General features: G+C 48.8%; 9 protein-coding genes. 1 reads left to right on the forward strand and 8 read right to left on the reverse strand.

From position 1 onward, the window contains the following. Nucleotides 1-8: 8 nt before the first annotated feature. The 4 genes from BMZ56_RS16170 to BMZ56_RS16185 are packed head-to-tail and all read right to left on the reverse strand — an operon-like array spanning nucleotide 9 to nucleotide 3,745. Entirely contained in the window at nucleotides 9-746 is a 738-nt protein-coding gene (locus BMZ56_RS16170; protein WP_090628487.1) for a YoaK family protein, read from the reverse strand. A gap of 22 nt (nucleotides 747-768) precedes the next feature. After that, nucleotides 769-1,788: an N-acetyl-gamma-glutamyl-phosphate reductase gene (argC, locus tag BMZ56_RS16175; RefSeq protein ID WP_090628488.1), complete on the reverse strand. Its 1,020-nt coding sequence runs from the start codon at nucleotides 1,786-1,788 to the stop codon at nucleotides 769-771. 38 nt (nucleotides 1,789-1,826) lie between these two features. Then, on the reverse strand, nucleotides 1,827-3,011 hold the full coding sequence (gene argG / locus BMZ56_RS16180; RefSeq protein WP_090628490.1) for an argininosuccinate synthase: 1,185 nt from the start codon (nucleotides 3,009-3,011) through the stop codon (nucleotides 1,827-1,829). 23 nt (nucleotides 3,012-3,034) lie between these two features. After that, nucleotides 3,035-3,745 (reverse strand): N-acetyltransferase, encoded by a 711-nt coding sequence (locus BMZ56_RS16185; RefSeq protein WP_090628491.1) that lies wholly within the window; start codon nucleotides 3,743-3,745, stop codon nucleotides 3,035-3,037. A 332-nt stretch (nucleotides 3,746-4,077) separates the two neighbouring features. Here BMZ56_RS16185 and BMZ56_RS16190 point away from each other — a divergent pair, with 332 nt between their 5' ends. Then, nucleotides 4,078-4,404, forward strand: coding sequence for a hypothetical protein (locus tag BMZ56_RS16190; RefSeq protein WP_090628493.1), 327 nt, complete (start codon nucleotides 4,078-4,080; stop codon nucleotides 4,402-4,404). Between the two features lie 28 nt (nucleotides 4,405-4,432). On the opposite strand, the gene BMZ56_RS16195 is transcribed toward BMZ56_RS16190, so the two are convergent. From BMZ56_RS16195 to BMZ56_RS16210, 4 genes are all read right to left on the reverse strand, one after another. Beyond that, entirely contained in the window at nucleotides 4,433-5,824 is a 1,392-nt protein-coding gene (locus tag BMZ56_RS16195) for a sugar porter family MFS transporter (RefSeq protein WP_090628494.1), read from the reverse strand. After that, nucleotides 5,808-7,643 (reverse strand): class I mannose-6-phosphate isomerase, encoded by a 1,836-nt coding sequence (locus BMZ56_RS16200; protein ID WP_245893267.1) that lies wholly within the window; start codon nucleotides 7,641-7,643, stop codon nucleotides 5,808-5,810. Before BMZ56_RS16200 ends, BMZ56_RS16195 begins: the two co-directional genes overlap by 17 nt. 103 nt (nucleotides 7,644-7,746) lie before the next feature. Continuing rightward, nucleotides 7,747-9,045 carry a GH36-type glycosyl hydrolase domain-containing protein gene (locus BMZ56_RS16205; RefSeq protein ID WP_090628496.1) on the reverse strand — a complete coding sequence of 433 codons (1,299 nt, stop codon included), beginning with the start codon at nucleotides 9,043-9,045 and terminating at the stop codon, nucleotides 7,747-7,749. A gap of 25 nt (nucleotides 9,046-9,070) precedes the next feature. Beyond that, nucleotides 9,071-12,232 (reverse strand): GH92 family glycosyl hydrolase, encoded by a 3,162-nt coding sequence (locus BMZ56_RS16210; RefSeq protein ID WP_090628497.1) that lies wholly within the window; start codon nucleotides 12,230-12,232, stop codon nucleotides 9,071-9,073. Nucleotides 12,233-12,388: the final 156 nt, after the last annotated feature.

A 12,388-nucleotide genomic window follows, 5' to 3' on the forward strand; every position in this document is an offset into this window, starting at 1 on the left:
CAGGGCCTTCACGTTGCTTTCGACCGTAGTTTACGTTTCAAACGATAGAACCGGAATAGTAACTCGTCATATCCGAGTGTAAATAACAATACTACCACGGGCAAAAGCAGGGCCCTCAGTTGGAGGTATTGGTAGAGGTAACCGCCAGCAATTCCTCCAAAGAAGAAGCCGATAATGATCATTAGTTTCAGAAAGATACTTTTGCGCAACCGCGTCCGTTCGGTGTTACCTCGGTAGATGAGTCGTTGGGCCAGTTCAATTCCCAAATCCGTAAATAATCCAGTGAGGTGGGTAGTCCGTACTACCGATTGGGAAACGCGTGTGACCAATGCATTCTGCAGTCCCATTGCAAACAAGAGTGCACACGCTAAGGCGCCGATTGGAGACCTGTCAGTACCATAGTAAATCTCACCGAACGCCGTCACCGCGCAAAGTATCACGATTTCAAGCGCCAGCGGCATTACATAGGCTGTGTGGAACCGTCCACTCACCGATTCGGTCAATAGCCCCGATACAAATGCGCCCAACAGAAAAAACAAGATATAAACCATGAACACCAGCGCAGTACTGAAATCTTGCAGAAACAACGTTTCGGCGAAGTAAGCAAAATGCCCGGTAACGTTGGTGGTTAGTGTACCTAATGCAAACACGCCGCATATATTAACCATGCCGGCCACTCCGGATAATAATGACGCCAGTTTGAGATTGTGGGAATAGGTCCGGCCTTTCCCCTTATGCCTTAACATGATAGTTCTATTCCAGCAATGCTTAAAACCCGACGCTCTTCAGCCTCAGGCCTGCACGCTCTTCGAGGTCAAATAGGAGGTTCATGTTTTGAACGGACTGTCCACTGGCCCCTTTCAGCAAATTATCTACAATGCTGATAATAAACAACTTATCACCATGCTTTTCCAGGTGCAGCAGGCATTTATTCGTATTAACCACCTGCTTCAGATCGATATTGGCCTTGCTGACATGTGTAAATGGATGTTCAGCATAAAAGGACTCATAGAGCGCGTACGCTTCATCTTCATTCAGCGTACTGTCCAGATAAATAGCGGAAAGAATTCCCCTGGGAAAATTGCCCCGCTGCGGGATGATATTAATACGCGCCATGGCGCGTTGCAGCAACGTGCCTTCACCGCCGGGAAGAAATCCCGGTTGCAACTGATCCAACGATTCACTGATTTCCTGCAGGTGCTGATGTTCAAACGCCTTGTAAATAGAAAGATTATTGCTGCGCCAGCTGAAATGGGACGTGGCTGATGGCTTCTGCCCGGCTCCTGTGGAGCCTGTTGTTGCATTAATATGAATCTGGTCTGAAAGCAGTCCCTTAGCCGCTAACGGCAGAAGCGCCAGTTGAATGCCTGTAGCGAAACAACCGGGATTGGCAATATACCGTGCCGACCGGATCGCCTCCCGATTTAATTCGGGAAGGCCGTATACGAAGGCTCTTCCTTGGTAGGCTGTATTTGCCTGCAGTCTGTAATCCTGTGAAAGGTCGATGATTTTAATGTGGGGAGAAAATGTATTGGCATCTAAAAATTTCCGTGCGTCTCCATGACCGACACAGAGGAACAGTACGTCTATTTCGCTATGGTACGTCTCAGCGAACCTTAAATCGGTATCGCCCAATAAATCGGTGTGAACATCCGAAACCTGCTTTCCAGCATTGCTCGCGCTATGCGCAAACACAATATCTGCATGCGGGTGGTTAATCAGTATGCGCAACAGCTCCCCACCGGTGTAACCGGCCGAGCCAATAATGCCTACCTTAACATTGTCCATTTAATGTCCTTTCATTTTTATTCTCACGGTTCTTGTTCCTACCGTCCGTTTACCTTGTGCCAAATAGACACTTGATTGCCGAATATCTTGGAAAACCCTTTTACATCTTCTCCAGACCATGTATTGTTCATTTCTCCGTAGCTACCAAATTTATTCGACATCAGGTCGTGTGAAGATTCGATGCCGATTATGGTAAACCGATAGGGATTCAGTTCGACAAATACTTTTCCGCTCACGGTTTGCTGGGTGTTTTGCAGGAATGCCTCGATATCACGCATCACCGGATCATGCATTTGCCCTTCATGCATCCAGTTACCGTAAAATGCGGCCAATTGGTCTTTCCAGCTGAGCTGCCACTTGGTAAGTGTGTGTTTTTCCAGCGTATGGTGCGCTTTGATCAGAATGAGCGGTGCTGCAGCTTCGAAACCTACCCGGCCTTTGATACCGATGATGGTATCGCCCACGTGGATATCCCGGCCGATACCATACGGCTGGGCAATGGCTTGTAGCTCTTGGATTACTTTTACAGGTCCGATACGGTTACCATCCAATGCCACCGGTTCGCCCTTTTCGAACTCAATGGTAACGCGGCGGGGTTCAGTCGAAGTAACCGGAGTCGGCCATGCTTCTTCTGGCAGCGTATCATGAGAGGTCAATGTCTCTTTACCTCCCACGGACGTCCCCCATATGCCTTTGTTGATCGAGTATTTCGCTTTTTCGGCATTGAATTCCACCCCATGTTTATGCAGGTACTCGATCTCTTCTTCCCGGCTAAGCTTGAGGTCGCGGATAGGGGTGATGATCTCTACTTCAGGGATCAGTATATTGAAAATCATGTCAAACCGTACCTGATCATTGCCCGCCCCGGTACTGCCATGTGCCACATATTCTGCCCCGATCTTTTTCGCGTAATTGGCGATGGCTGTGGCCTGGCTTACCCGTTCTGCACTCACTGAAAGCGGATACGTTGCATTTTTAAGTACGTTGCCAAAAATGAGGTACTTGAGACTATGGTCGTAATAGTTCTGCGTTTCATCCACCACGGCATGAGACTTTACACCCAGCGCATACGCCCTCTTCTCAATCTGAACCAGTTCATCCGCCGAAAAACCTCCGGTGTTTACAATAACGGAATGTACTTCCAATCCCCTGTCTTTGGATAGATAAATGCAGCAAAAGGAGGTATCCAATCCTCCGCTGAACGCTAATACGACTTTGTCCATTGATTATTTATTGATATCTACAACTATACTGTTTTCGGATAGCGGGCAACAAATGCGGTAACCATCTTTTTCGTGGATTTCCAAAGCCTGGCTTCGATCCGTTTCAAGAGCGAAGATTTCTTCGTAATCTGTTTTAAACGCTCCTTGGCCTTGGCTTTCATTTCGATCCGTTCGCGCAATTCTTTTTCTTTCTCCACGGGATCCCAAAGCATTGCCGTGCACATACAGTTTTTACGCTGCTTCATCGTCAGGATGTCGTAATTGACACAACTTTGGCACCCTTTCCAAAACTCCTCGTCCTGCGTCAATTCCGAATAGGTGACCGGCTCATAGCCTAGATCCGAATTGATTTTCATCACGGCCAATCCGGTTGTCAGGCCGAAAATCTTAGCCTTCGGGTATTTTTCCCTGGAGAGGTCGAAGATACGTTTTTTAATTGCCTTGGCCAAGCCCACTTTACGAAAGTCCGGATTGACCACCAAACCCGAATTGGCAACGAAATCGCCATGGCTCCATGTTTCGATGTAACAAAATCCCGCCCACACTTTATCAGCTTTTCGCAACGCGATCACCGCCTTGCCTTCCCGCATCTTGTTTGCCACGTACTCCGGGCTCCGACGCGCAATGCCTGTGCCACGTGCCTTGGCCGATTCGGCCATTTCGTCACAAATTTGCTGGGCATAACCGACATACTGCTCGGTCGCCGGGATGATCATAAAGTCTGAAAGTTCCATTGGATATACGACCCTGAAAATTGAAAACAACCAACTTGACGTTGTGTTTTTTTAATACTAATTACTTCAAGAATATTGGTAAAGTATAGCTTCGGACTCTTTGCCATACGTGTTCGAAGAGAATGCCCCTTATTAAGCCCGGGGCAATATGGGTCGTCGGAACCGGAGTACCGGTCTTTCGGCGGTTGAAATTCCACACAAAAAGCAGGTTGCATAATGCTGAACGCATGATGCAGTAGATACAGCTATTATATTTTTTGTGTTCATCCTAAATGCTTATCACGGCTATTCCGCAATTAAGGTGCCAAATTTAATAAAAATATTTTTATAATTTGGCATTTTTTTACGTTTTTATTTCCGCGCTTTTGTCTTATTCACATCGAAAAAACAAAAAAACAGAAATACAGAAAACAAATTACGATCTTTGTAACATGATTGGAACCAGTTGGTTTTTTATTTTGATTTTTGCGATTCCTCTCATCGCCTTCCTTATCTGGTTAATGAAACAGGATAAGCGCAAAGGAGTCTGGGGCATTATCCTTGTTATCATCGCTGCTGCCGCAGCGATGTATGTTTCAACCAAATATGGCTCTGGTGTGGCAGCAGCCAATTTCGAGCTCCGCAAAAAAGAGGCGCAGGAACAACGCCAGGGGGAATAAGCTTCGGGCGCCGTAATTAGCCCGCAACTTATTTGTTTTTCTCCAGCCACTCGCTTTCGATATCCTCAAGCGATTTGCCTTTCGTCTCGGGCAACAACCGGTAAACGGTAACAAAGGCAAGCATACACCATAGTGCGAAGAACCAGAACGTAAAAGCAGTACCGATGCCTTCCAGCAGCAGGGGCGTCAATTGCCCGATCACCGTGTCGGCCACCCACATAACTAGGATACTGAGCGCCATCGCCTTTGCCCGAATGTGAGAAGGAAAAATCTCGGCCGCTACTACAAACTTCAGCGGACCGATCGAAAATGCGAAACTGGCCAAGAATACAATGACTGAAAAAAGGAGTAACAGCCCTTGTGTATTTTCTCCATAGAGGCAACTCCCGACTACCAGCAGGCTCAACGCTGCCGCCAACGTTCCTACCAGATAAAGCGGCCTTCTGCCCAGCTTATCCACTTTCCATACGGCGATCAGCGTAAACGCCAAATTGGCCACACCAAAAATAATCTGACTTTGCAATGAACTTGACAAGCTTACGCCGGTCGTGCTTAATATACTTGGACCATAGTAAATAATCGCATTGATTCCACAGAATTGGGAGAAGAACGGCAGGAGCAGTCCGAGTAAGAGTGGTTTGCGCAATTGCGACGAAAATAAATCCCGATAGGACGACCGGCGTTGTCCCTGGCGCTGCCTGCTTTCCAAATCCGCGGTTGCTTCTTCTTCACCCACAAACCGGGTGAGTAATGCCATTCCGGCAACCGTCTGTCCTTTTTGCAGGAGCCAGCGTGGACTTTCTGGAACACCCAGCAATCCCAACCCAAACACAAGCGCCGGCAGCGCACCTACAATGAACATTCCCCGCCATACTTCCTCGTGGAACCATACACCGAGCCATCCGGACACGTTGTCCACTGTACCGAGTGCAGTCTCTACGAGAAACGCATTACTCAGGTACGCCACCAAGATTCCGAATGTCACGGCCAGTTGGTAATACGTTACCAACCGGCCCCTGATTTTGGCAGGTGCAATTTCAGATATATATAACGGCACCATGCTGGAAGCAATGCCTACGCCTATCCCTCCTAAGATACGCGCCACAATAATGGATGAAAACGTCGGTAACAGCCCACATCCCAAGGCAGATACCATAAATAAGACAGCCGCCAGCAGCAGAATCCGACGGCGACCGAATCGATCACCAAGCTCGCCGGACATCGCCACGCCTATAATACAACCCACAAGCGCCGAGGAAACAAACCACCCCTGTTGGAAAGCAGCGAGTGAAAATTGTTTTGTGACCAACGGCAGTATCCCGGACACCACCGCCATGTCAAACCCAAAAAGAAAGCCTCCCAGCGCCGCGACGATACAGGCAAACCAAAGAATTTTCGGAAGTTTACGAGGTTGATCCATGATTGTCTTTAACAAACGCTTTAACCACCTTAGCAATGCCGCTACCGTTATTGACCAGTGTATACTGCGATACCGCTGCCGGGATCACGAAGGTTTCCGCGAAACGGAACACTGTTTCTCGATCGCCTACCTGCACCGAAACCGCTGTGCCCTCCACCAGCATCAACACATGACAAACCTGACGGGTTTCTACCGTTACTTCCTCTTTAAATTCGATGCGGTGCACATCATAAAAATGCGCCTCATGCGTAGGCAGGTGGACCGTTTTCCAGCCTTCGCCCTGCACTAAAATATAGGGTTTGGAAATATGCTCATGCGCTATCCGTTGTCCTTTCCGATCAAACCGCAGGTTGTTGAAGGCATGTTCGATACTGATTGGGCGCGGGTCGCCATTTAGATCTTTGCTTAACCAGTCATACATCTTGAACGTAAAAATATAGGGCGTCGCACTGATTTCAAGCACCAGGTTGTTTTTTCCTGAGCTGTGCACCGTACCGTTCGGGATCAGAAACAGGTCATGTTTTGCCGCGGCAAAAGTCTGCACATACTTACCGATGGTCACTTCGGTATTGTTTTCCACGCTGCTTTCCAGTTCGTGCCTGAAAGCTGCTGGATCAATGTCATCTTGGAAGCCTAGGTACACCTTAGCATCGGGTGTGCAATCCAGAATATAGTACGTCTCGTCCTGTGTAATCGTCTCGCCGAAGTTTTCCCTGATGTACGACAATGAAGGATGGCATTGGATCGATAAATTGCCCCCCTCAAACGTATCGAGCAAATCAAACCGTATGGGAAATTCGTTACCGAAATCCGGATGGTGTTTACCCAAAACATCCGACCCGGCAACTATCATCAAGCAATCAAACGAGACTTCCAGCAGGACGCCTCTGTTTTCGAAAACCAAGCCATTTTCAGGAGCAATGAGCTCGAACGACCAAGCGTAGTTGGGTTCTTCCTGATTCACCTGGTGAAAGTGTTCCTTTATCCACTGCCCTCCCCAGGAGCCCGGCGTAAACCAAGGGCGCGGTCTGAATACCGACTGGGAAAGCGATTTTAAACCGTTTACTATATCCGGTGTATAAGCCCATGTAATCCAGTCAATCCCCTGGCCATCTGCCAATACATCCGTACGGAGCAGCAAAGATTCTTTATGCTTGTTACAAACCACCCAATCTACAAAGTAAAATCGTTTGTACATTGCCGTTGGTTTTTCAGGAGAAAATTTACCCAAATTGGTGATCGTCCCAGCATGCATGCGGTGCTGCAATTCATTCTTGGGCAAATCGATATAAATCACCGATGCGTCCCATTCGCTTAGCGCGGCACCTGTACCGATCAGGATATTTACGGTGTAGTCTGAATCCGGCTGAAGGTCCGCCAGGGCGTCCCATCGATAAAAATCGGTCAGGTTGAGTGAGGTCTTTGTGCCCCAAACCGAATCCTCGCTTCCCAAAAAGGGTGCTACCAGCCGTTCGATCTCCGCTTCGAGTTTTAGAAAATCATGCATGAAATAGCAATGGGTCTGGACTCCCAGTTTTTCCAATTCAACGGTCAGATTCGCAGCAATGTGCTCCCAGAAATTACCGATATACCCATCAATGACGACCGTTTTCTGCTCCATCACCCATTGGGCCAGCGAATGATAACCCTTATAAATTCTGCCGTTGTCCAGTGCGTAGGCAGGATAAATTTCATATCCTTCCGTGTCCACCGTTCGCACTTCTGCCGGCATGATTTCCTGTTTCGTGTTTCGCAACGTTGAGGAGGCGCCCGTTGTCATCGTTTCCTCCTGCGCCTCACCGTTCCCTCTTAATTTCATTGACATAAATTTATAAATTACTATTATATATACATCGTTACCGACCGACAGTCGATTACATCATCAAGCGCCGGTCAGTACGTGGATGGGGTACCAGATCACGTTAGTGAATTGTTGATGCAAATTCTTCAAACAGGAGAATGGCATCGTAAAGTACACCTGCGGATCCTCGAAAGGTACCCGAACCTTTGGGCTGATTATCCACGGTATACCATTCGTAGAAGCCGTTGTGATCGACCGCACGCTGCAACATTGGCTGTATCTGTTCATACGCTTCCGTTACAAACCCGTAGCGCATGAGTTGCTGGATCATCCGGCCGCCAAACCAGTCCCAATCACCTCCATTTTGATAGCCATACGGATACATTCCGGGATTTTTGAAACTGCCCTTCGGGTAGGTGGGATATAGGGTTAGTCCGATGGTTGCTGCTCCCGATTCATCGACATTGGCGATCATACGGCTTAGCGCTCGCTTTACCTGTACCTTAGTGAGCAATCCGGCCTCTATGGCCACGGCCGTGCCACCGTGGTAATAGATCGCTTCTTCGTCAAAATCCCCTGGAAAGGGCGAGCCGTTCAAGTAGATGTGCGGAATAAACTTCTCCCGTTCGCTGTTCCACAGGTGGTTCATGCACTGTTGGGCCACCTGTTCGCGGACCACCCCCCACTTTGCCTTTACCTCGGGCAAGAGCACCATTAAGTTGTCCAACGCTACAAGGAACATGGCGTTGTCATAAATATCGATGGCATAGTGTGTGCTGTCATTCAGGTATACACCCCACGAATGTTCAGGTTGTACATCCCCCCAATCTGCCGTGGTGGCACCCCATAACAACCCGTAATCCCGATTATACCGATGGTCCATGAGAAAATCCATTGCGCGCTCCAGCCGCTCGGCAACGGTCTGATCGCCGATGGTGTCTTGCAGAAAGGCCAGGTCCCCGCTCGTTGTTACATATTTATATACGGCCTGCACCAATGAACTTTCCTGATCGGTTTCCACGGTGTTTTTGTGGCCGGCATAATTGGGCTCCAACGGGGTATAGATATACGTATATCCAACGTTGGAGCCATGGGCACGAATCTTCGGTATAAAACCATCCACAATGTTTCCATCTTCACCCTGCAAGCGGAAAAAGACACGAACGTTCTCTTTGATCGTTTCCGCCGGGTGCACTTCGGTAGCCAACGCAATGAAGGTGTTATAATCGCGGATCCAAACTTCGGCGTATCCATCACCTGCGTTAAATCCGGATCTAACGGTTTTCCGCGCCATGGATTTAACGGTTTGCAAGAGGGTATCCTTCTGGATCCGGGAGGCCAACGCACGATCGGTATGCGTCGGGGTTCCACAGGTAATCGTGACAACGGCTGCTGTCAACAAAAATCCGGCTAGCTTCATGCTATCTTAATTAAATAACGGTTATTTATTGACTTACTGGCGGATTAACCGCGGTTCCCCAATCGACATTGGGCTCGGGGCCCATTTCCAACTCCAGCTCTCCTCCTTTCAACAATTCCGATGCGGGGAACCAGCAATTTTCTAACGGCTTCCCATTCAGCCGGGCTTGCTGGATGTACCGGTTTTCCCTTGAGGTATTCGTTGCAATGATGGTAAATCGTTTGCCCCGTCCGTACCGTTCGCCGAGATTAATATCGACGCGCTCGAAAATCGGGCTACCGATTTCATAGATAGGCTCCTGCCGGGCGCCGCCGTCGGTCTGAAACAAGCCCAGTGCACTCATTACAAACCAAGCACTCATCTGGCCCTGGTCTTCGTCGCCCAGGTAGGCATTGGAAATCCCGTGACCATAGTAGCGATCCATAATGGACCGGCTCCATTTCTGTGTCTGCCAGGGCTGCCCCACCCAATTGAACAAATAGGAAAAATGCATGGATTGCTGGTTGCCCTGCACCACCGGAAAATCCCAGTACTGGTCTCCCGGCGCGTTATACCTCAGCGGCTCGCTCGCTTCAAACCCCCAGGTAAGACGTTCGATAAACCGGTCTTTTCCGATGATTTCTGCTAGTGAAGGCATATTTTGCGGCACAAAAAACGTCATTTGCCAAGCATTTGCTTCTACATATTGACGGTTGCCTCCCGACCTAAAGGGATCAAAGTCTTTTTCCCAATCCCCATTGCTGTATCGCACACGGGCATAACCTGTTTCCGGATCGATGGCATTCTGCCACCAGTTTCCACGTTCTTTAAACGCCTCATAATCCGCTTCCTTACCCAAGGCTTTCGCCAGCTGTGCCACGGTCCAGTCATCGTAGGAATATTCCAAGGTATTGGAAAATCGCCCCTTATCGGCCGGTACATACTTATGCTCCAAGTAGGCCGCGAGGTCACGGTTGCCTGCAAGCCCTTCGCCAACCTTTTCGGGCAGGGTAGTCTGCATCTTTTTGGCGGCGGAAAACACTTTTTCCACATCGAAATTTCGTATTCCCATTTGGTAGGCACTGACAAGCAGGGGAATTTCGTGTTCGGCAACCATCACCGGAACATACTCCATTCCTGCGGGGCCTTTGGCCAACCATCCGTTGGCATCGTACATGCCGAGCTGGGACTTTACCCAGCGTGATGACCATTCCGGCGTGACCAGGTTCCACAGTTGATTGAGGTTCCAAAACGTATTCCAAAAGGCATCACAGCCTAAGGCAACCGCGTCGGGATCATCAAATTGCTGGATTTTCTCGGCGGCGTCTACCCAACGCCCATCCACATCGCTGAACATATTCCGGCAGTAAGAGCGGTACATATTGGTATAAAACCGGACCTTCTCCCGTTGATCGTTGGTTTGGACGGCGATACGAGAGAGTATATCGTTCCAGGCTTGGCGGTTATGTTCCTGCACCGCATTAAAATCCCATCCGAACGGCCCTGCTACTTCTTCTTTTAAATTTTTCCGGGCACCTTCGATATCAACATAGGAGATGGCGGAGCGAACCTGTACGATAGGATTGCTTCGAGTATCAAATTCGGCAAAATATCCCATACGATCGGGGCGTTGAGCAGTTATTTCGCGATCGTTAACAACCTCCTCATTGATCCATCCGCCGAAATTGGTCATATCCTGGTCAAACTCGATGACGAAAAAGAGGGTATAATCCTGATCACTATCCCGCGACCAAATGTGTTTCGATTGTTGTTTGCTGTATCCTTCGATCCTGCGGCTGCTGACCCGGGTAATCCGGCTATCCAGTATATCGTATTTATACTCTGCCGGAATTTTCAGATCAATCATTATGCGGGAGTCCGTACTCCCGGGATACGTATAACGCTGGAAGCCACATCGCGTAGTGGATGTCAGTTCAGCTTGTATTCCATAATCAGCCAGTTCTACTTTATAATATCCCACGTCCGCCACCTCACTTGATTTATCAAACGATGACCGATAAATGGTACTGTCTTTTTTAAAGATGGACTGATCGCCTATTTTCGTCTTCAGTTTTCCGTTTGTGGGCATGATGCCCAATCCGGCCATGGTCCATTCGTGGATGTGGCTAAAGGTACCGATACTTTCGTAAGCCGGATCATAACCCGACTGCCATCCCGGGTTCTGATTATCCGGACTCAGCTTGACCATACTGAAAGGCATCCACGGGCCCGGCGCAATCATCCAGCGCGAATGTGCCGTTCCCATACGGGTGTCGATATAGTCAGCGAAATCGGCCCGCTTTTGGGGCGATCGGGTGATGTACCCTTCATCGATCGTTTTGCCATCCACTGAAATCCGATAACTGCTCCGTTTTGCGGATGGAACGGGCGGCATTGGCGCTTCAAAAACATAACGGCCCTGCTCCAGGGTTCGTTTAAGGATCGTTTTCCCATCCACGTCTACCTGAATGTTGGGCGCCCCCTCCAGATGTTCGATATCTACCAACAAGGGTTGGACATCGGGCTCTTGCAGTTGGTAATCCGCCGGCGCTACCTGGCGAAGATACGCCCGGCCGATTTCCCGGTCTACCATCGCATTTTGCGGACCTTCTAACCTAATATCATCAAAAATGAGCCACGATCCTTCCAAACTGGTCAGGTTGATTTCATTCCCTCCATTTCTGATCAAGGTTGCCGCCAATGGGATTTCAAGCGTATGCTTGAGGCGCTTTCCATCATCTCCTACCAACGGTTTGTCGCCTCCTCCTTTGGGCAACATAAATCTCCACGACTGCCCGTTGACCGTTACCTTCAAATAAGGCGGGTGGTCTTTGTGAGTGTCCAACACATCAATCACCAGCTTCCAATCGCCTTGCTGCGGAGCGGATTTCATGCTGAAAAGTATATTCAGCACATGCGTCCGTATACCGGCTGTTCTGCTCGTACCTCCCCATGCGTCATCGGGCCCGGGTAAGACATACGGAAAATCGTTCGCAGGGGTCGATTTTCCGACTAGGTAGAATCGATCTTCCCAGCCGAAGTCATGATCCAGAAATTTTTCATAGTTACCCCCTGAAAGTGCAAACTCTTCCGCGCTGGCATCCGGTTTCCCGATCTGCCAAACAACCGTTGTGTCGCTGATTTTGAAGCTGCAAGTCAACACAACCAACAAACAACCACTAATGACGCTTAAAATATTTGGTATCATTTTTCTCAGTTAATAATTTAAGGCTATCCGATTCCGGCACAGCAGGCAGATCTCGTCTATAATTGCTCGGAGGCATCAAAGCGTACGCGTACCCGAACTGTCAAGCTGACCGTTTTTGCATTATAATGTATATACATAAAGCGATATTAAATTAAA

The organism is Parapedobacter indicus (assembly GCF_900113765.1).
Taxonomy (GTDB): Bacteria; Bacteroidota; Bacteroidia; order Sphingobacteriales; family Sphingobacteriaceae; genus Parapedobacter; species Parapedobacter indicus.

Bases quoted from the DNA above. Each gene is read 5' to 3' on its own strand.
- BMZ56_RS16200 (WP_245893267.1), bottom strand. From the start codon at position 7,643: ATGAAATTAAGAGGGAACGGTGAGGCGCAGGAGGAAACGATGACAACG.
- BMZ56_RS16185 (WP_090628491.1), bottom strand. From the start codon at position 3,745: ATGGAACTTTCAGACTTTATGATCATCCCGGCGACCGAGCAGTATGTC.
- BMZ56_RS16205 (WP_090628496.1), bottom strand. From the start codon at position 9,045: ATGAAGCTAGCCGGATTTTTGTTGACAGCAGCCGTTGTCACGATTACC.
- argG (WP_090628490.1), bottom strand. From the start codon at position 3,011: ATGGACAAAGTCGTATTAGCGTTCAGCGGAGGATTGGATACCTCCTTT.
- BMZ56_RS16210 (WP_090628497.1), bottom strand. From the start codon at position 12,232: ATGATACCAAATATTTTAAGCGTCATTAGTGGTTGTTTGTTGGTTGTG.
- BMZ56_RS16195 (WP_090628494.1), bottom strand. From the start codon at position 5,824: ATGGATCAACCTCGTAAACTTCCGAAAATTCTTTGGTTTGCCTGTATC.
- BMZ56_RS16170 (WP_090628487.1), bottom strand. From the start codon at position 746: ATGTTAAGGCATAAGGGGAAAGGCCGGACCTATTCCCACAATCTCAAA.
- argC (WP_090628488.1), bottom strand. From the start codon at position 1,788: ATGGACAATGTTAAGGTAGGCATTATTGGCTCGGCCGGTTACACCGGT.